The sequence below is a fragment of the Arthrobacter sp. TE26545 genome (assembly GCF_056279005.1).
This window is the reverse complement of sequence record NZ_JBWBQM010000001.1, coordinates 3,813,670-3,832,659: the sequence shown is the minus strand read 5'-3', so window position 1 is coordinate 3,832,659 and position 18,990 is coordinate 3,813,670. Positions and strand designations below refer to the sequence as shown.

Annotated in this window: 15 protein-coding genes and 2 pseudogenes; 12 read left to right on the top strand and 5 right to left on the bottom strand. The window is 66.8% G+C overall.

What is annotated here, in order from left to right; genetic code table 11:
- The first annotated feature begins 13 nt into the window (after positions 1-13).
- The 3 genes from pdhA to ACZ9CK_RS17445 are packed head-to-tail and all read left to right on the top strand — an operon-like array spanning position 14 to position 3,817.
- Entirely contained in the window at positions 14-1,210 is a 1,197-nt protein-coding gene (gene pdhA / locus ACZ9CK_RS17455) for a pyruvate dehydrogenase (acetyl-transferring) E1 component subunit alpha (RefSeq protein WP_426300756.1), read from the top strand.
- Entirely contained in the window at positions 1,210-2,190 is a 981-nt protein-coding gene (locus ACZ9CK_RS17450; RefSeq protein WP_426300754.1) for an alpha-ketoacid dehydrogenase subunit beta, read from the top strand. The genes pdhA and ACZ9CK_RS17450 overlap by 1 nt, the downstream gene beginning before the upstream one ends.
- 55 nt (positions 2,191-2,245) lie before the next feature.
- Entirely contained in the window at positions 2,246-3,817 is a 1,572-nt protein-coding gene (locus ACZ9CK_RS17445; protein ID WP_476050606.1) for a dihydrolipoamide acetyltransferase family protein, read from the top strand.
- 103 nt (positions 3,818-3,920) lie between these two features.
- Here ACZ9CK_RS17445 and ACZ9CK_RS17440 read toward each other — a convergent pair whose 3' ends face one another.
- From ACZ9CK_RS17440 to ACZ9CK_RS17430, 3 genes are all read right to left on the bottom strand, one after another.
- Positions 3,921-4,259, bottom strand: coding sequence for a hypothetical protein (locus tag ACZ9CK_RS17440; RefSeq protein ID WP_476050605.1), 339 nt, complete (start codon positions 4,257-4,259; stop codon positions 3,921-3,923).
- A gap of 248 nt (positions 4,260-4,507) precedes the next feature.
- Positions 4,508-4,939 carry a universal stress protein gene (locus ACZ9CK_RS17435; RefSeq protein WP_426300748.1) on the bottom strand — a complete coding sequence of 144 codons (432 nt, stop codon included), beginning with the start codon at positions 4,937-4,939 and terminating at the stop codon, positions 4,508-4,510.
- On the bottom strand, positions 4,936-6,246 hold the full coding sequence (locus ACZ9CK_RS17430) for an aminotransferase-like domain-containing protein (RefSeq protein WP_426300746.1): 1,311 nt from the start codon (positions 6,244-6,246) through the stop codon (positions 4,936-4,938). The genes ACZ9CK_RS17435 and ACZ9CK_RS17430 overlap by 4 nt, the downstream gene beginning before the upstream one ends.
- A 163-nt stretch (positions 6,247-6,409) precedes the next feature.
- Here ACZ9CK_RS17430 and ACZ9CK_RS17425 point away from each other — a divergent pair, with 163 nt between their 5' ends.
- Together ACZ9CK_RS17425 and ACZ9CK_RS17420 are read left to right on the top strand one after the other, a co-directional pair.
- Positions 6,410-7,459: a hypothetical protein gene (locus ACZ9CK_RS17425; protein ID WP_476050604.1), complete on the top strand. Its 1,050-nt coding sequence runs from the start codon at positions 6,410-6,412 to the stop codon at positions 7,457-7,459.
- On the top strand, positions 7,456-7,992 hold the full coding sequence (locus ACZ9CK_RS17420; protein WP_476050603.1) for a hypothetical protein: 537 nt from the start codon (positions 7,456-7,458) through the stop codon (positions 7,990-7,992). The genes ACZ9CK_RS17425 and ACZ9CK_RS17420 overlap by 4 nt, the downstream gene beginning before the upstream one ends.
- 162 nt (positions 7,993-8,154) lie before the next feature.
- Here ACZ9CK_RS17420 and ACZ9CK_RS17415 read toward each other — a convergent pair whose 3' ends face one another.
- Complete coding sequence (locus tag ACZ9CK_RS17415) at positions 8,155-9,105, bottom strand: GerMN domain-containing protein (protein WP_476050602.1); 951 nt, start codon at positions 9,103-9,105, stop codon at positions 8,155-8,157.
- Between the two features lie 230 nt (positions 9,106-9,335).
- A complete protein-coding gene (locus ACZ9CK_RS17410) occupies positions 9,336-9,899 on the bottom strand; it encodes an NAD(P)H-dependent oxidoreductase (protein ID WP_426300738.1) in 564 nt (187 codons plus the stop codon).
- Between the two features lie 126 nt (positions 9,900-10,025).
- On the opposite strand from ACZ9CK_RS17410, the gene ACZ9CK_RS17405 reads away from it, so the two are divergent.
- From ACZ9CK_RS17405 to ACZ9CK_RS17375, 7 genes and pseudogenes are all read left to right on the top strand, one after another.
- Positions 10,026-10,646 (top strand): TetR/AcrR family transcriptional regulator, encoded by a 621-nt coding sequence (locus ACZ9CK_RS17405; RefSeq protein ID WP_476050601.1) that lies wholly within the window; start codon positions 10,026-10,028, stop codon positions 10,644-10,646.
- A 268-nt stretch (positions 10,647-10,914) separates the two neighbouring features.
- Positions 10,915-11,899: pseudogene (locus ACZ9CK_RS17400) on the top strand (ABC transporter permease).
- A complete protein-coding gene (locus ACZ9CK_RS17395; RefSeq protein WP_476050600.1) occupies positions 11,899-12,867 on the top strand; it encodes an ABC transporter permease in 969 nt (322 codons plus the stop codon). Before ACZ9CK_RS17400 ends, ACZ9CK_RS17395 begins: the two are co-directional and overlap by 1 nt.
- Positions 12,864-15,104, top strand: coding sequence for a dipeptide ABC transporter ATP-binding protein (locus ACZ9CK_RS17390; protein ID WP_476050599.1), 2,241 nt, complete (start codon positions 12,864-12,866; stop codon positions 15,102-15,104). Before ACZ9CK_RS17395 ends, ACZ9CK_RS17390 begins: the two co-directional genes overlap by 4 nt.
- A gap of 85 nt (positions 15,105-15,189) precedes the next feature.
- Complete coding sequence (locus tag ACZ9CK_RS17385) at positions 15,190-16,899, top strand: ABC transporter family substrate-binding protein (protein WP_426300728.1); 1,710 nt, start codon at positions 15,190-15,192, stop codon at positions 16,897-16,899.
- Between the two features lie 119 nt (positions 16,900-17,018).
- Positions 17,019-18,078, top strand: a pseudogene (locus ACZ9CK_RS17380) (Gfo/Idh/MocA family protein).
- A gap of 137 nt (positions 18,079-18,215) precedes the next feature.
- Positions 18,216-18,929, top strand: a complete 714-nt coding sequence (locus tag ACZ9CK_RS17375) for a hypothetical protein (protein ID WP_476050598.1) — start codon at positions 18,216-18,218, stop codon at positions 18,927-18,929.
- The last annotated feature ends 61 nt before the right edge of the window (positions 18,930-18,990 follow it).

Genomic DNA, 18,990 nt, shown 5'->3' with positions numbered 1-18,990 from the left:
CAAAGGAGACGGAATGGGCTCAACCCAATTGCCCACCCCCCGGATCAACGTGACCGGACAGCAGTTCCCGGAGGGGACAGAGTCCGGCGACCCCGCAACGGGGATGGTCCAATTGCTCGGGCCGGATGGCACGCTCGGCACGGATCCGGTGTTTTCGGACTACGCCAAGCGCCTGGAGCCGGAGCAGCTCCGCGGTTTCTACGCGGACATGGCCAAGATCCGCCGCTTCGACCAGGAAGCCACTGCCCTGCAGCGCCAAGGCGAGCTGGCGCTTTGGGTTCCCCTTACCGGCCAGGAAGCCGCGCAGATCGGCTCCGGCAGGGCCTCTCAGCCGCAGGATTACATCTTCCCCACTTACCGGGAGCACGGCGTCGCCCTGACCCGGAACGTTGACCTCTCAGAGCTGCTGAAGCTCTTCCGCGGCATCTCCAACGGAGGCTGGGACCCGAACGAGAACAACTTCCACCTGTACACCCTGGTCCTCGCTGCCCAGATGCCGCACTCGGTGGGCTACGCCATGGGCATCCAGCGCGACCAGAAGCTCGCCGAGGCAGCCGGATCCAACGATCCCAAGGCCGCAGTGCTGGCCTACTTCGGCGATGGCGCAAGCTCCGAAGGCGATGTCCACGAGTCCATGGTGTTCGCGGCCTCGTATGACGCCCCGGTGGTGTTCTTCTGCCAGAACAACCACTGGGCCATTTCGGTTCCCACCGCGGTCCAGACCAAGATTCCGCTCTTCAACCGGGCCAAGGGCTACGGCTTCCCGGGCATCCGGGTGGACGGGAACGACGTCATCGCCGTCCACGCGGTCACCGAATGGGCGCTCGAGCATGCACGCGAGGGCCGCGGTCCAGTGCTGATCGAGGCCCACACCTACCGCGTCGGGGCGCACACCACGGCCGACGACCCCACCAAGTACCGCCAGTCGGCCGAAGAGGCCGAGTGGCGCCGCAAGGACCCGCTGGACCGCCTGGAGAAGTACCTCCGCGCCGAAGGCCTGGCCGACGACGCCTTCTTCGAGCAGGTCAAAGAGGACGGCAACGAGCTGGCCGCCTACGTCCGCAGCACCGCACTGGCCCTGCAGGCCCCCGACATCCACGATGCCTTCGCCGGGGTCTATGCCGAGGCGCACCCCCTTGTCGCCGAGGAACAGGCATGGTTCAGGGAATACGAGGCAGGTTTCGAAAGCGAAAAGGAGGCCGGTCACTGATGGCCACCATGACCGTAGCCAAGGCCATCAACGAAGGCCTGCGAGCAACCCTCAGCAACAACGCCAAATCCCTGCTCATGGGCGAGGACATCGGCGCCCTGGGCGGCGTCTACCGTGTCACGGACGGGCTGCTCAAGGACTTCGGCCCGGACCGGGTGGTCGACAGCCCGCTCGCTGAGTCCGGCATTGTCGGTACGGCGATCGGCCTGGCCCTGCGGGGTTACCGCCCCATCTGCGAGATCCAGTTCGACGGTTTCGTCTTTCCTGCCTTCAACCAGATCACCACGCAGCTGGCCAAGATGCATTTCCGCAGCAGCGGCAAGCTCATGGTGCCGGTGGTCATCCGCATCCCCTACGGCGGCGGCATCGGCTCGATCGAGCACCACTCCGAATCCCCGGAAGCGCTCTTCGCGCACACCGCCGGGCTGCGGATCATCACCCCGTCCAACGCCCACGACGCCTACTGGATGATCCAGCAGGCCGTGGAGTGCACGGACCCGGTGATCTTCTTCGAACCCAAGCGCCGCTACTGGCTCAAGGGCGAGGTCGACACCGAGAACCCGGGCCCGGCGTCGGATCCCTTCAAGGCGCACGTCCTGCGCGAAGGCAGCGATGCCACGATCGTGGCGTACGGACCGCTGGTGCCTGTGGCCCTCGCGGCCGCCGCCGCGGCGGCCGAGGACGGGCACAGCATCGAGGTTATCGACCTGCGCTCGATTTCGCCGATCGACTTCGACACCGTCGAGGCCTCGGTGAAGAAGACCGGGCGCCTGATCGTGGCCCACGAGGCTCCCACGTTCGGCGGCATCGGTGGCGAAATCGCGGCCCGGATCAGCGAACGCGCGTTCCTGCATCTCGAGGCCCCCGTCATCCGTGTGGGCGGCTTCCACATGCCCTACCCCGTGGCCAAGGTCGAAGAGGACTACTTGCCGGACATCGACAAGATCCTCGAAGCCCTGGACCGTTCGCTGGCCTACTAGCCGCTCCTGCCTGCGCCGCGCCCCGCCGGCCGCCTGCTGAAACGTAAGGACCGAAGTGACTGTTAAGAAATTCAACCTCCCGGATGTCGGCGAGGGCCTGACCGAGGCCGAGATCGTCTCCTGGAAGGTCAAGCCGGGCGACGCCGTGGCCATCAACGACGTCATCTGCGAGATCGAGACGGCCAAGTCCCTGGTGGAGCTGCCCTCGCCCTACGCCGGCACCGTCTCCGAACTCCTTGTGGCCGAGGGCATCACTGTGGAGGTCGGGACGCCGATCATCGGCATTTCCGACGGCGCTGCCGAGGCCGCCGGCGGAGCTCCGGCCCCGGCGGCTCCCGCCGTCGTCGAGCCTTCAGCTCCGTCCGCGGCCGAGCCGCCGATGTACGGCAAGCTGCCCGAGGACACGCCCGACGCCGGTACCTCCGATGCCGGCCCCGCCGGCGGTCCGCTGGTCGGCTCCGGTCCGAAGGCCGACGCCATCAAGCGGCGTCCGCGCCGGAACGCCCCGTCCGTTGCGGCCCCGTCTGCTGCGGCCCCGTCTGCTGCGGCCCAGCCAGCCCCGGCGGCGGCGCCCGTGCAGGCACCCGCCGCGGCCCCTGCCCGGCCGGTCTCCGTCCAGCCGGCCCCCGCCCAGCCCGCCGCGCCGGCGGCAGCCACCGAGGACGCGCCCCAGGCTGCCACCGCGGGCCTCGGCGGAGCCCTTGGCGCAACGGTCAGCGGCATCGTCAGCCGCGTACTGGCCAAGCCGCCGGTGCGGAAGATCGCCCGGGACCTCGGCATCGACCTTGCCGACGTCGTCGCCACCGGTGCCCGCGGCGAGGTGACCCGCGAGGACCTGGTAAGCTACCAGGCCCAGCGCGACGCCGAACTGGACCAGGCCGATTCCTTCTGGGGTGCTTCCCGCAAGCCGCAGGACCAGCGCGTGGAGCGCATCCCGGTCAAGGGCGTCCGCAAGGCCACCGCCAAGGCGATGGTGGAGTCTGCGTTCACCGCTCCGCACGTGAGCATCTTCGTGGACGTGGATGCCAGCCGCACCATGGAATTCGTGAAGCGGCTGAAGGCCTCCCGCGACTTCGAGGGCATCAAGGTGTCGCCGCTGCTGATCCTGGCCAAGGCCGTCATCTGGGCCGCCGCCCGGAACCCGAGCGTCAATGCCAGCTGGGTGGAGGACGCGGACGGCAAGGGCGGCGCGGAAATCCAGGTCAAGCACTTCATGAACCTCGGCATTGCGGCCGCCACTCCGCGGGGCCTGATGGTGCCGAACATCAAGGACGCGCAGGACCTCTCCCTCAAGGAACTCGCCTTGGCGCTGAATGAGCTCGCTACCACCGCGCGTGCCGGCAAGACCCAGCCCGCGCAGATGCAGGGCGGCACGCTCACGATCACCAACATCGGCGCCCTGGGCATCGACACCGGAACGCCCATCATCAACCCGGGCGAGGTGGCGATCGTCGCCTTCGGCACCATCAAGCAGAAGCCCTGGGTTCTCGACGGCGAGGTCATCCCGCGTTGGATCACCACCCTCGGCGGTTCCTTCGACCACCGCGTGGTCGACGGCGACCTGTCCGCCCGCTTCATGGCCGACGTCGCCGCCATCCTCGAGGAGCCGGCGCTGCTGCTGGACTAAGTCCGGGAGCGGCGTGCGGGGCCCCGGGAAGGGGCCTTAAGCGACAAGAGCCCGACGGCGCCATCCGGCGCGGTCGGGCTCTTCCGCAATAGGGACAGTGGGCTCAGTACACCGAGCTGCTGTAGGCGAGCTGGGAGAGCTGCTCATCGCTCATGTTGCCGATCAGTCCGATGGACACGGCCGCGGCCAGGAGACCGATGGCCAGCATCATCGCGGAACCCATGATCAGGGCGCGCCAGTCCGAACGCAGCACGCTGCGGAGGGTTTCCGGCATCTCAAGCAGCGGCGAGATGAGGTTCGGGGCGCTGTCCGTGGTTCCGTCGTTCAGGATGGCAACGACGCGGTCGTTGCTCCGGTCGAAACGCATGGAGCTGATGTGGTTTCCGTGGCGGGCGAGGAGGATGTCATGCCCGACGCCCTGGCGCGGCTGCAGAGTAAGCAAAGTGGGGTCCTGGAGGTCGTTGTGGCGGGCGGCTCGCGCCTTCGGGGGCCTTCCTCAATTTTATCGGCGGGGTTCCATGGGGACCGGCCGGAAACGGGGTGAGAACGCCCACCAGGCCGCGTGATTCCCGTCAAGGGTTGCAGTGCGACGCGTCATACCCGGGCCCGCTCCCGGGGGCGCCCACACAACGAAAAAGCCGGCCGGCTCCCGGGCTTTCACCTGGGAGCCGGCCGGCTCGGGAACCTGCCTTAGGCGGGTTCGTCCGTCTTGGCGATGTAGACATCGCAAGGGGCGTTGTGCGCAACGGTGTTCGCCACGCTGCCCAGGATGCGGCCGAGGCCCTGCATGCGGCGGTTTCCGACCACGATCAGCTGAGCCTCCACGCGCTCGGCTTCCTTGACGAGTGCTTCGCCGGCCTTGCCGCGGACGGCGCCGTAGCTGGTCTGCAGCCGCTCAGAGGCGAGTTCCCCGGCGATGGTGCGCGCAACCTTTTCAGCGGCGTCTGCGTCGGAAAGGACCCACTTGTCGGCGCCGCTCTCGACAATTTCGACGCGGTCGCTTTCAAATGCCGTGACGACGCGCAGCTCTGCTTCCAAAGCCGTTGCCAGCCGCTTGGCCGATTCGGCCGCCCGGCGTGCTGTTTCGCTTCCGTCGACGCCGACGAGGACTACACCGCTCATAGACCTGCTCCTTTGCTGGATCTGTTTTCAATTGCTTCCGTGAGTACTTTCGCGAGTCTCCGGACGCCTTCGGCAATAGTATCCGGAGGCACGGCGCTGAACGCCAATCGCAGCTTGTTGGACGGACCGTCCGACGGCGTGAAGGCCGCACCTGGAATGAACACGACGCCGGCCTCGATCGCTTTCTGGAGCAGCGGGTAGGTGTCCACGCCCTTGGGCAGCGTGACCCAAACGAAGAAGCCGCCGTCGGGCCGCGTCCAGCTCAGGCCTTCGGGCATGTATTCGTCCAGTGCGGAGAGCAGGGCTGCGCAGCGCTCCTCGTAGAGCGCACGATACGTTTCGATCTGGCCGCGCCAGTCGAAATCGCGTAAGTATGCCGAGATGAGCATCTGGTTGAGCGTTGGCGGGCACAGGGTCACGGCTTCGGACGCCAGGTAGAAACGCCGCTGCAGATGCTCCGGAACCAGGGCCCAGCCGATGCGGAGCCCGGGGGCGAAGATCTTGGAGAAGGAGCCCATGTAGATGACGTCGTGGGCGTTTTCGGCCCGCATCGGCGCCAACGGCTTGCCGTCGAAGCGCAGCAGGCCGTAGGGGTTGTCCTCCAACACCAAGATATTCGCTTCACGGCATATATCGACGATCCGCTGGCGGCGCTCCGCTGCGAGCGTGATCCCGGACGGGTTGTTGAAGTTGGGGATCGTGTACAGGAACTTGATGTTCTTGCCCTCGGCCTGCAGCTCCGCGATCCGGGATTCGAGGATCTCGGGCACCAGGCCGTCGCCGTCCATGTCCACGGTTTCGACCTGGACCTGGTAGGCCTCGAAGGTGTTCAGGGCGCCAACGTAGGTGGGGTTTTCCACGAGGACCACGTCGCCCGGATTGCAGAAGACCTTGGTGGCGACGTCCTGTGCGGACTGGGAACCTGCCGTGATGACGACATTTTCCGGCCGGGCATCGGTGATGCCTTCGGCCGCCATGATCTCGCAGATCTGGGTGCGCAGTTCTTCCGTGCCCTGGCCGCCGCCGTACTGCAGGGCGGTCATGCCGTTTTCGGCGATGATCCGCGCTGCGGCCTGGCCAAGCTTTTCCAGGGGCAGGGACTGAAGGTAGGGGTTTCCGCCGGCAAGGGACACGAGGCCCGGCCGCATGGAGATGTCGAAGACATCCCGCACGGCTGACTGCTTGATGTTGGCGGCGCGCTCCGAGAAGAGTTCCTCGTGGCGGTGGGCGGCCGTGGCGGCCCTTTCGATGGCGTCGATCGCTTCGGCGGGCAGCTCCGGCCCGGCGTCCAGTGTTTCGTGGGTCACAGTGAACAGGATACTCCCCGGAGTTGCCAAATGGGCAACAGGTGTTTCTTGGATGAAAGCGGAGGGCCGACGTCGCTGTGAATGTCGGTGCCTCGGCGTAGCTTTGGCACCAGGCAGCTTTGAAGGCGGAACGTGAGGCGGACATGGCACAGGATGGTGGCTCGTGAAACGAAGCGTGCAGTTCTGGCGGATCGACCAGATGAACGGTGACGGGTTGTTCCGGCCGTTTCCCGCGCGCCGGGTGGCTGAGGTACTCCGGGGTGCAGAGCGCGACGGCGTTGACCGCCACTACCGCTGCGCCGACGGAACCGTCCTGCTCGCCCAGGCGGCCGCCGTCGCACCCCTCCCGGTGGTCATGCTGGACCGTGTGCGTGGCGGGAACCTGCCCAGTGTGGGGGACAGCGCGGGGCGCCGGAAGCCGCTGCCGCTCGACGCCGGCGACCACCTCCTGGAGACCACCTACTTCGCCTTCCTGAAGCGGAACGTCCTGGCGGTGCTGAGCAGCGGAAACGGCCCCCGGGCATCGCGGCTGGGAGAGTACCTTGGCGGCATGCTTGGCCTGGAACCCGGCCTTGTTCCCGTTGTGCGGGAAGACGTCGAAGACATCCTGGAGCGGCTGGACGTCAGCCGCTTCGAGTTCTCCTTGCCGGCGGGCCGCCTTTCCGGGAAGTTCATGGAAGGCGAGTGGGCGGACGTGCTGGACAGTGCCTCGCGCCTCATGAGCGAAGGTACGTTCCGGGTGTCCCTCAGTGTCGGCCGCAGCGGCAGCGCCCAGGACAAGCGGCGGATCAGGGAGCGCATCCAGCAGCTGATCGAGGTGTTCCGGCGTGCCGGATCCATGGAGCAGTTCGACCATGTGGTGGCCGAGGGCAGGAACTCCATCAGCGGGGACCGGGAAGTGGTGGACCTGCTCAAGGAGAGGTTCATTTCCTACGTGGACGTCGACGCCGGCGTCTTCAACGATCCCGCCCGCGCCTCGGCCGAGGCCGTGGAAATCCTGCGGAACCAGTCGCAGAACCACGAGGACTTCTTCGCCAGGACCCTGCCGGAAGTGACGGGAATGCCGGACAACTCCGTGGTGCCGGCCCTTGCCGCGGCCGCCGGTGCGGAACTGGTCACGGCCGCGGAACAATCGACGACGGCGGAGGGCTCAGCTTTGACGGAACCGTTGGACATGTCGGAACGGGTCCTGGCCCGAGGTTCCGCGCGATGAGCCTGTACGAGGTCGGGATCGGCCGACCGCGCCGCGGCGCCGCGTGGCGCTGGTTCCTGCTGCATCCCCGCGTGGACCTGCTGTGGGCGGCTTTGGCGGTCGGCGCCTGGCTGGCCCTGTCCGCTGTGCTGGTGCAGCCGCGCATGGTCGAGGGCGTCGCGGAAGACGCCCGCCGCACCTTGTTCCAGACCCTGGCCACCTTGTCCGGCGCGGTGGCTGGCCTGATTCTCAGCAGCGTCTCCATGCTGGTGAACGTGCTGGGAAAGAAGGCGCCGCCGGGGCAGGGGGCCCTGCCCTTGGAGCGGCTTGCCCCGGATCATCGGCGGCAGATCGGCGAGGCCTTCCTTTCCGTCATCCCGGTGCTGGCCGCCCTCCTCGTGGCCGCGCTGGCGGCGATCCTCGTGGAGGGCGACGGCGCCACCGGCGTCTGGCCCATTGAGGCGGTGGTGTTCGGGCTTGGCGTTGCCGCGGCTCTCGGACTGGTGCGGATGGCCTGGGCGCTGCGGCGACTGATTGCGATCGCCACATCATGAGCCGTACACGCCCATTTCCGCACGCCACGCCAGCGCAACCACCGCAGACGCAACCACCGCAGACGCAACCACGGCCAACGCATGTCGCGCAGACCCACGCCTCGCCGGCCCACCGGCAATGCACGTCGCGCAAACGCATACCTGGGCAAACGCGCGCCTGCGTCAGCGCAGATCCAGGAACTCTGCAAGGGGCCGTCCGTTGATACGGATTTCCGCGCGGGATGCGCCGCTGGCCGCGATGGCTGTCTGCGTGAGCTGGGCTTCGATCCGGGGACTGTCGCACACGCCGCCCTGACGCAGTTCCCCGCTGAGGTCGACCACGGCCGTGGTTTCGTCCAGCCGGCCGGACACGTATTTCAGGGTCGAGCCGGCAAGGGCGTTGTACAGACCGGAAGCTGCCGGAACGCCGTCCGGGGCAAGCAGCCGCGTCATCGCTGTCTCCATCGGGTCCTGTGCGGTTGCAGCCGCCGGGCTCCCGGATGCCGGGCTTCCCCGGGGACCGGAGCGCACCGCGACCAGGCTGTCGTTGCAACCGAAACGGGCGCCGCGGCTGCCGCCGTCGTCGATCGCCACGAGGTAGATAGCCGGGCCGGAAAGCAGCGCCAGGTCTCCGGACGCGCCCGGCCCCGTACTTGACCCTGCGCCTGACCCCGCGCCGGGAACCGGAACAGGAGCATCGCTTGCCTCCGACGGCGGCATGGGAGGCGCGGCGGGCGGAGACGTTGCGGGCGCCGGCGCTGAGGGGAGGACGTAGCCGTCCGCGCCGGGCGAGGTGGCACCCGGCGCGGCGGTCTCTGGCGTCGGCAGGCCGGCAGGGGAAGTCGCCGGAACGGGACCGGCCGCAAAGCCGGGGGATCCAGTGGGGGCCGGGCTGGCCGGGACGGCTGCCGGAAGAGCCGACTCTGGTTCCAGGCCTGCGGGATACGCGCAGCCGCCGAGCCCGAAGGCCAGGCTGCACACGAGCAGGCTGCTGAAGGCCAGACCGCTTCGCGACGGTCCGCTTTTCGAAAGTCCGCTTTTCGAAAGTCCGCTTTTCGACAGACAGCTGTGCGGCGGGGCAGCGCGCAGGGCGCGCAGCGGGGCGACCGCCGTCGAGCGTCCGAATCCGCGCATGCCCACCATGACAGCCCCCGAGCTACCGGGCAGCTCCACGGGCACCGCCCATGTTTGCCGCCTCCTGCTTCAACCGTAAGTCCGGCAAATTCCGGGCGGAATGCCGGTGCGGTGACGGTTCTGCATCAGCTCCGTCACGGATTGGTAGCGTGCCTGCGGAGGCGCAAAAGGCCCCGTTCCGTCCGGAATCATCCGGACGGAACGGGGCCTCGGCTATGCCTTCAGCAGCGTCAGGCTGCTACTTCTTCTTCGACGGCGGTCAGCGGCTCGAAGATGCCCTTGATCTGCTCGACGACCTCGGCGTCGTCCTTCGGGTGCAGCTCGGCGAAGCGGATCATGGAGCCGGGAACGGCCAGCTTGACCTCCTCCAGCACCTTGGCTCCGGCGATGCCGGCGGCCTTGCGGGCCTCGTCCTGTGCCCAGACTCCGCCGTACTGGCCGAAGGCGGTTCCGACGACGGCGGTCGGCTTCCCGGCCAGGGCGCCGGCGCCGAAGGGGCGGGACAGCCAGTCGATGGCGTTCTTCAGCGCGGCGGGCATGGTGCCGTTGTGTTCCGGCGTGACCAGCAGCAAGGCGTCTGCCTCCGCGGCGGCGGCGCGCAGGGCGGCCGCTTCGGCCGGAACCTGGCCTTCGACGTCGATGTCTTCGTTGTAGAACGGAATGTTGCCGAGGGAGCCGTAGACCCGGACGTTCACGTCTTCCGGCGCATTCAGGGCGATGGCCTCGGCGAGCTTGCGGTTGTGGGAGTCGGCGCGAAGGCTGCCGACCAGGGCGAGGACGGTGTTCGTGGTCATTTGTAACTCCTTGCTTCGGACCGCGGCCGGGGCCGCTGGGCTCTTGTTTCTGAGGCTGGATGCCTGCTTTCACCTAGCTAAACGGACTACGGTCCGCTTTGTATTCCCACGACTAGAATGTTTTTTGTGAGCCTCATCCCGATCCGCCCGGAGGGTTCTTCGGGGCCGCAGTCCGAGCGCAGCGACGCCGCCCGCAACCGGGAGCGTCTCCTGCAGGCTGCCAGGGAGCTTGTTGCCGAACACGGTGCCGACGCCGTCACCATGGACATGCTTGCCTGCAGGGCGGAGGTGGGCAAAGGTACCGTCTTCCGGCGCTTCGGCAGCCGGGCCGGACTGATGATGACCCTGCTGAGCGACGCCGAGGCCGAGTTCCAGCAGCAGTTCATCTTCGGCCCCCCGCCGCTGGGTCCCGGCGCGCCGCCGGTGGAACGCCTCATTGCCTTCGGCGAGGCACGGATCAGGTACATCGACAAGTACGGCGAACTCGCCAGAGCTGCGGATCATTCACCGCATAACCGCCATGCTGCCCCGCCCGCCCTGCTCTGGCACAGGCACGTTGAGATGCTGTTGCGCCAAGCGGGCATCGACGGCGATCCCTGGCTTATGGCTTCATTCCTGCTCGCCACCCTCGACCCCGAACGGGTGCTGTACGCGCTCCGCAGCCAAGGGGTCGAGGCGGCCCGCATCGAGGCCGGCTGGCGTGAATTTGCCGGCCGCCTTCTGGGCTGCCCGCCTGACGCGAAATGACCCTTTCCCTCTGCTGAAGAGCGCGATCTGCCGTGTCCGTTGATAACAATCCGGACACCCGCCGCCGCTTGACTTGGTGCAGTGGCAAATAGTGTGCCTTTCCATGTGATAGCTTCCTCTGGGATGTGATTCGAAGCACATCCTTCGAAGTTGATCCTTCACGTTTCTGCGACGGCGGAATCTGGGGGACGGCCCGCAACCATCGGCCGGCTTTTCCTCGCCGCGTGCACCACCCCGCACGCGGCGAGGAACTAAGGAAGGAACGCAAGTGCTCCGCTATCTGGGCAAACGTGCCCTCACCTACCTGGTGATGATCTTCCTGACCACCTCGGCCGGGTACTTCCTTGCCGTCAGCTCCCTCAAACCGGCGCTGTTGGAACAGGAAAAGATCCCGCGGCCCACCCCCGAACAGGTGGCCAACTCCTTCCGCCTGCTGGGCCTGGATCCGAACATGAATCCCTGGGAGCGCTACATCCAGTGGCTGGGCGGCATCCTCACCCGCTGGGACTGGGGGCGCAGTCCCAACGGCGCCTACGTGAATGCCGAATTCGCCGACCGGGTGATGATTTCCACCAGGCTCTTCATCGCCTCGATCATCCTCACGCTCATCATCGGCGTGGCCCTGGGCGTGTACTCGGCCGCCCGGCAGTACAAGTTCCAGGACCGTGCGATCACCTCGTACAGCTACCTGGTGCACATCCTGCCCGCGCCGATTGCCTACTTCCTTGTGCAGCTGGGCGCCATCGGCATCAACGACGCCGTGGGGGAGCGCATCTTCTTCGTCACCGGCATTTCGACGCCGGGAATCGAGCCCGGCTGGCCGGCGTTCGTTGACCTCGTGGCCCATTACGCCGTGCCCACCTTCGCGATGACGGTGTTCGGCTGGGCCGGCTACCAGATCGCCCAGAGGCAGTACCTGCTGGACAACGTCAACGCCGACTTCGTCCGCACCGCCCGGGCCAAGGGACTCACCCCGCAACCAGGCCATTACCCGGCACGCCCTGCGCGTGTCCTTCATCCCGGTGGCGCAGAGCATCGCCTTCACCATCCCCGCCATCTTCACCGGCGGCTTCTTCGCCGAGGCCATCTTCGCGTGGCCAGGCGTGGGCCTCTGGAGCATCGACGCGATCGGCAAACAGGACGTCAACGTGGCCACCGCCATGCTGGCCTACGGCTCGGTGATCTTCGCCATCGGCGCCATCCTGGCCGACTTCGCAACTACCCTGGTCGATCCGCGAGTGAGGGTCCAGTAATGACGAACCTTATCGATCCCGTAGCCGAACTGGACGAAGCCAAGGCGGCCGACGTCGTCATCGGCAAGGGCCGCATCATCTTCCGCCGCTTCATGCGGAACAAGACGGCAGTGGCCGGCCTTGCCATCTTCGTTGGGCTCTTCGCCTTCTCCCTGGTGGGCGGCTTCCTCACCAGCTGGGACAAGGACACCATCGATCCGCTCAACATCGGCATGGGCCCCTCGCCGGAACACCTCCTGGGCACCTCGCAGGCCGGCATCGACCTGCTGGCCCTGGTGGTCGAGGGCACCCGGGTATCCATCTTCATCGGCCTGATCGTGGGCGGGCTGTCCGTGCTGATCTCCGCCATCTACGGCTGCACCATGGCCTTCTTCGGCGGCAAGGTGGACTCGGTGATGCTCTTCATCCTCGAAGCGCTCATCATGATGCCCGCCATCCTGGTGGTGGCCGTGGCCACGAGCGGCGGCGGCCAGAGCCTCAAGGAACTGCCCAGCTGGCTGCTGCTGATCGCCGTCCTGCTGTTCTTCAGCTGGATGGGAACCGCCCGCCTGGTCCGCTCCCTGGCCATGTCCCTGATGCAGCGGGACTACGTGAAGGCTGCCAGGTACATGGGCGTTCCGTCCATGAGGATCGTGCGCCGCCACCTGGTCCCGAACATCGGCTCCCTCCTGGTGCTGGACTTCACCCGGGGCATCACCGGGGCCATCCTCGCCGAGGTGGCGTTCTCCTACATCGGCATCGGCATCAAGCTGCCCGACGTCAGCCTCGGCGTGCTGATCGGCGGCGCCACCGGACAGGTGTCCTCCTTCCCCTGGATGTTCTGGGTGCCGCTGACCGTCATGTTCCTGCTGACCGGCTCCCTGGCCATGATGAACGACGGCCTCCGGGACGCGTTCGACCCCAGCTCCACCTCGATCGGCCGCGCCAAACCCCCACAGAAGCTGAACGCAAAGAAGAAGAACAAATGAGCAGCGAGACCTCAACCCAGGCCGGAACCCAAACCGGACCGTCCGCCGTCGAGCGCCTGCGCGACGCCGGCCTCTACGCTCCCGGGGCCGCTGTCCTCAGCGTCCGGGACCTGAACGTGCGCTTCAACTCCGAAAACGGCGTGGTCCACGCGGTCCGCGGCGTCGACTTCGAGCTGATGGCCGGCAAGACCCTGGGCATCGTGGGCGAGTCCGGATCCGGGAAGTCCGTCACCTCCATGGCGATCATGGGCCTGCTGCCGGAAACCGCGGAAATCAGCGGCTCCGTGCGCTTCAAAGGCCAGGAACTGCTGGGCCTGGGCGACAAAGCCATGTGCAAGCACCGCGGCAGCGACATCGCCATGGTGTTCCAGGATCCGCTTTCCTCCCTGACCCCCGTCTACACCGTGGGCCACCAGATCATCGAGGCCCTCACCGTCCACAACCCGGGCATGAGCAGCCGGGCGAAGGAATCCCGCGCCATCGAGCTCTTGGCCATGGTGGGCATCCCCAGTCCGCAGGCCCGGCTGAAGTCCTTCCCGCACGAGTTCTCCGGCGGCATGCGCCAGCGCGTGATGATCGCCATCGCGATCGCCAACGACCCCCGGGTGCTGATCGCAGACGAGCCGACGACGGCCCTGGACGTCACCATCCAGGCCCAGGTCCTGGAAGTGCTGCACGCGGCACAGGAGGAAACCGGGGCCGCCGTCGTGATGATCACCCACGACCTCGGCGTGGTGGCGGGTATGGCCGATGACATCATGGTCATGTACGCCGGCAAGCCCGTGGAAACGGGTTCGGTGCAGAACATCTACTACAACCCGCGGATGCCCTACACACTGGGCCTGCTGGGCGCGGTTCCGCGCGTCGACACCTCCCAGGAGAGCTCCCTGGTGCCGATCGAGGGCACTCCGCCCAACCTGATCAACCCGGTGGAGGGCTGCTCCTTCGCGGCCCGCTGCCCGCTGGCCACCGACGAGTGCCGAATCGCCGAGCCCGCGCTGCTCACGGTCGACGGCAGCGACGGCCATCACGCCGCGTGCATCAAGAGCGGAGAGCTCGACGGCGTGGACGCGCACCGCATCTTCCACGCGCCCCCGGTTCCGGTGTCAAAGTTCGACGGCGTCCCCCGGGACGAGCGGGCAAAGGTCCTCGAGCTCAAGGACGTGAAGAAGCACTTCCCGTTGCTCAAAGGTTCCCTTTTCAAGCGCCGCATCGGCACGGTCAAAGCCGTGGACGGGCTCAGCTTCGACATCCGCGAAGGCGAATGCATGTCCATCGTGGGGGAGTCGGGCTGCGGCAAGACCACCACGCTGCTGGAAATCATGGAGTTCCACACCGGGCCCCAGAACCCAGGCCAGCAGGGCGAGGTGGTGATCGGCGGGCTCAGCAACAAGGTGGCTACCGACGGCAAGACCAAGCAGGCCATGCGCAAGGAAATGCAGATGGTCTTCCAGGATCCCACCGGCGCCCTGGACCCGCGCTTCACGGTGTATGAAGTGCTGGCCGAGCCGCTGGAAAACCTGGGGTTCCCGAAGACCGCCATCAGGAAGCGCATCATGGAGCTGATGACGCTGGTGGGGCTGCAGCCGGACCATGTGAACCGCTTCCCCAACCAGTTCTCCGGCGGCCAGCGCCAGCGCATCGGCATCGCCCGGGCGCTCGCGGTGAACCCCAAGCTGGTGGTCCTGGACGAACCGGTCTCCGCGCTGGACGTTTCCGTGCAGGCCGGTGTCATCAACCTCCTGGACCAGCTCCGTGCCGAACTTGGCTTGAGCTACCTCATGGTGGCGCACGATCTTTCCGTGGTGCGGCACATCTCCAACCGGGTGGCCGTGATGTACCTGGGCAAGATCGTGGAAATGGGGGACGTGGACCAGGTCTTCGACAACCCGCGCCACCCGTATACCCGCGCCCTGCTCTCCGCCATCCCGGTCCCGGACCCCGAACTGGAACGGACCCGCGAGCGGATCATGCTGCAGGGCGACCTGCCCAGCCCCCTGGACGCACCCAAGGGCTGCAACTTTGCCACCCGTTGCCCCGTTTTCGCCGCCCTGCCGCAGGCGAAAAAAGAAAAGTGCCTCACGCTGGAACCGCCCCTGGCAGGGGACGACGCGACGGCGGCCGGCGGCACTGCGTCCGGAGCAGCGGATGGAACGGATCCGGAGGAAGCGCAGCAATTCGCCTGCTTCTTCCCGGACGGCGAGATCGACGCCGACATGCTCGTGGTGCATGCCTGACGGGAAACCACGGCTTTTCAAGAACCTCATCCGCAGCAAACCCAAGCCATCACTTCAACCAAACGCAGTACTGAAGGGGAGAACAATGAAGAAGTACCTGACCATCAGCGGCGTGGCGATCGCCTCGGCGCTGATGCTGACCGCATGCGGCGGCGGCACGCCGTCGGGCCCTGCATCCCAAAAGGCGCAGTCGGCAGGCGGCGATATCAGCAAGCTCATCAGCATCAATGAAAAGGACCCGAAGGACCTGGAACAGGGCGGCACGCTGACCCTGGCCTTGGACAGCATCGGCCCGGACTTCAACGGTTTCTCCAATGTGGGCAACAGCGCGGACAACACCGCGCTGCACCGTCCGATCGACGGCGCCGGCACCTGGGGCTGCTGGAACTTTGCCTTCGACGGCACCGCGACGCCGAACAAGGACTTCTGCGAGTCCGTCAAGAGCGAGGTCAAGGACGGCAAGCAGACCGTCACCATCAAGGTCAACGACAAAGCGACCTTCAACGACGGCACGCCGATCGACGTCAAGACGTTCGAGAACACCTGGAAGATGCTCCAGGGCAAGAACAAGGACATCGACATCGTGACCTCCGGCGCCTACGAATTCGTGGACTCGGTCAAGGCCGGCGCCAATGACAAGGAAGTCATTGTCACCACCACCCAGCCCGTGTACCCGCTGGATGCCCTGTTCACCGGCCTGATCCACCCCAAGGTGAACACCCCGGAAATCTTCAACAAGGGGTTTGCCGGCAACCTCCACCCCGAATGGATGGCCGGCCCCTTCAAGGTGGAGAACTACGATGCCGCCGCCAAGACCGTCGTAGTGGTCCCCAATGAGAAGTGGTGGGGTGCCAAACCGGTGCTCTCCAAAGTGGTCTTCCGCCAGATGGAAGACAGTGCGACGATTGCCGCCTTCAAGAACGGTGAAATCGACGCGACTGACGGCCGGACCCTTACCCGCTACAAGCAGCTGGAAGGCACCAAGGACACTGACATCCGCCGCGGCCAGCGCCTCTTCGCCGGTGGCCTGAACCTGAACGCCAAGCGCGCGTCCCTCACCGACGTCGCCGTCCGCAAGGCCGTCTTCACCGCCGTCGACCGCGAAGCCATCCGCAAGGTGCGCTTCAACGGCCTGAACTGGGAAGAGGAAAGCTCAGGATCGATGATGCTGATGCCGTTCTCCAAGAATTACCAGGACAACTACCCGGTGAAGGAGAGCGGCCCGGAAGCGGCCAAGAAGGTCCTCACGGACGCCGGTTACACACCGAACAGCAAGGGCATCATGGAGAAGGACGGCAAGCCCGTTGCCTTCAAGATCACCAACTTCGGCGACGATCCCACCTCGCTGGCAACCACCCAGACCCTGCAGAAGCAGCTCCAGGCTGCCGGCATGGACGTGGGAATCGACCAGAAGGGCAGCGGGGAATTCGGCAAGATCATCGGTTCCCGCGAGTTCGACATGACCATCTCCGGCTATACGGTGGGCTCTGACGCCACCGACGCCGTGAAGCAGTACTACGACTCCAAGGTCAACGAAAACGGCCTGGGTGACAAGGAGCTCGACGCCGAGATCGCCAAGCTCTCCAGCATCGAGGACGACGCCGAGCGAAACAAGGCCGCCATGGAGGTCGAGAAGAAGCACATGGCCAAGTACTTCTCCATGGGTGTTGTCATGAACGGCCCGCAGATCTACTTCGTCAAGAAGGGCCTGGCGAACTACGGTCCGTCACTGTTTGCCAACTCGACTGACACCCCGGTTCCGGACTGGACCACCATCGGCTGGGAAAAGAAGTAACCCCCGCTGCAGCAACACACGCTTCAGCAACACACGAGGGGCCGGTGCCCGCGGAAGATCCCGCTGGTACCGGCCCCTTCGCTGTCGGACGCCGGTGCGCCGGGCGTAGCCTTGGCAGCATGACCGCAGCTTCCCGCACTCCCATCCGTGCCGCCGTCGCCGGTTACGGCCTGTCCGGCAGCGTTTTCCACGCGCCGTTCCTCGCCGCCAACCAGGAGTTCTCACTGGACGTGATCGCTACCTCCGACGCCGGGCGGCGCCAGTCCGCAGCGGAGCGCTATCCGGGCGTGAAGCTCGTGGACCGGCCGGACGACATACTGGCCCTCGCCGGGGAACTGGACCTGATCGTGCTCGGGACGCCCCCGGCAAGCCACTACCCGCTGGCGAAAGCCGCGCTGGAAGCCGGGCTCGACGTCGTCGTAGACAAGCCGTTCGCCGTGCACAGCGCGCAGGCGCGGGAACTGATCGAGCTGGCGGGGCGGCTGGGCCGGGTGCTCACCGTGTACCAGAACCGCCGCTGGGACGGCGACGCTCTCACCGTAAGGAAACTGCTCGACGCCGGCGTGCTGGGTGAGGTGCTGCGTTTCGAAAGTTCCATGGAGCGCTGGGCACCGCAGATCAGCAAGGCCTGGAAGGCCGGCGCGGGCGTGAACGACGGCGGCGGGGTCCTCTACGACCTCGGCACCCACGTGCTGGACCTGGCGCTGCAGTTGCTGGGCCCCCGCGACGGTCAGGTACGCGGAAATCACCGCGCGCCGTGCACAGGAACGCGCTGACGACGACGTCTTCCTGGCGCTCCGGCACGAGTCCGGCGTCATCAGCCACCACGCACTGAACTTGAGCAGCCGCCTGCACGGCCCGCGCTTCCGGATCCTGGGCAGCGACGCCGGCTTCGTGAAGTACGGCATCGACCCGCAGGAACCGTTCATCCTGGCCGGCGGCCTGCCCGCGGACCCTGCGTACGGCCTCGACTCGCAGGAGAACTACGGGATCCTGGAGCGCGACGGCGTCCGCACGCCCGTGCCCACCGAGCGCGGCGCCTACCAGGAGTTCTATCGGATCCTCGCCGAAAAGATCGGCGACGGCGGAGCCTCCTCCGCGCTGCCCCTCCCGGTGGATCCGGCGGACTCGGCCGCGGTGCTGGAGCTGATAGAGCAGGCCCGCGAGCTCGCTGCCTGAAAACTTTTTCCGTGAAGGTGTAACTTTTCCGCGGCCCCTGGCGATGTAAGGGTCGTGCGGGCAACGCCCGCGCCACAGACCACCGGCAGCCGACCGTTGCTGCCGTGCCAATGCCAGACATTTTGTCGGAGGGTTCCATGTCCTTGTTCACTGTCCTTGCCACCAGCAAAGTCGCAGCCGGCCTCCTCGCCGCCGGAGCCGTCACGGTAGGCGGTTCCGGCGTAGCCGCGTTCGCCGGCGCGCTTCCTGCCGATCTTCAGCAGAAGGCCCATGAACTGATCGGCGCACCTGCTCCTGTTGCCCAGGAACTTGCCGGAGAAGCCGGCGCCGCGAAGGCGAAGGCCACCGACGCTGCTGGTGCCGCTGCTGCCGACGCACAGGAAAAGGCAGCTGATTCCGCCGACGGCGCGGAGGCGACTGCTGCCGACGCCGTCGAAGCCGCGAAGGCAAAGATCGCAGGCGCTGTTGCGGCCGCGAAGGCGAAGGCCGCCGACGTCGTCCTGCCCGAATCGTTCGGACTGTGCAAGGCGCTGCTCAGCGGTGGGGGGCTGAACGCGGACGCCAAGGTTCCGGGCTATGAGTCCCTGGTTGTCGCCGCAGGCGGCGAGGCCAACGTTGACGCGCACTGCGAAGAGGTTGTGGCAGGCGTCGACGCCCAGCTCGAAGCCCGCGGCACGGCTTCGGCCGAGGCCAACACCGGTGCGAACGCAAGCCTGCCGGCTGTGCCTGCTGTCCCGGCAATTCCCGCCGCGCCGGGCGCCCCGGCTGTTCCTGCCGTGCCTGCCGTTCCGGGGACCCCGGCCGAGCTTCCCGGCAAAGTTGGCGGACTGGCCGATTCCGTCCGTCCCTAAGGCCGCGACTAGGCTCTAACGATGAGGGGCTCCCTGTTTTCGGGCGGGGAGCCCCTGCAAT

Bases quoted from the DNA above. Each gene is read 5' to 3' on its own strand.
- pdhA (WP_426300756.1), top strand. From the start codon at position 14: ATGGGCTCAACCCAATTGCCCACCCCCCGGATCAACGTGACCGGACAG.
- ACZ9CK_RS17450 (WP_426300754.1), top strand. From the start codon at position 1,210: ATGGCCACCATGACCGTAGCCAAGGCCATCAACGAAGGCCTGCGAGCA.
- ACZ9CK_RS17435 (WP_426300748.1), bottom strand. From the start codon at position 4,939: ATGAGCGGTGTAGTCCTCGTCGGCGTCGACGGAAGCGAAACAGCACGC.
- ACZ9CK_RS17420 (WP_476050603.1), top strand. From the start codon at position 7,456: ATGAGCCTGTACGAGGTCGGGATCGGCCGACCGCGCCGCGGCGCCGCG.
- ACZ9CK_RS17415 (WP_476050602.1), bottom strand. From the start codon at position 9,105: ATGCGCGGATTCGGACGCTCGACGGCGGTCGCCCCGCTGCGCGCCCTG.
- ACZ9CK_RS17410 (WP_426300738.1), bottom strand. From the start codon at position 9,899: ATGACCACGAACACCGTCCTCGCCCTGGTCGGCAGCCTTCGCGCCGAC.
- ACZ9CK_RS17395 (WP_476050600.1), top strand. From the start codon at position 11,899: ATGACGAACCTTATCGATCCCGTAGCCGAACTGGACGAAGCCAAGGCG.
- ACZ9CK_RS17390 (WP_476050599.1), top strand. From the start codon at position 12,864: ATGAGCAGCGAGACCTCAACCCAGGCCGGAACCCAAACCGGACCGTCC.
- ACZ9CK_RS17385 (WP_426300728.1), top strand. From the start codon at position 15,190: ATGAAGAAGTACCTGACCATCAGCGGCGTGGCGATCGCCTCGGCGCTG.
- ACZ9CK_RS17375 (WP_476050598.1), top strand. From the start codon at position 18,216: ATGTCCTTGTTCACTGTCCTTGCCACCAGCAAAGTCGCAGCCGGCCTC.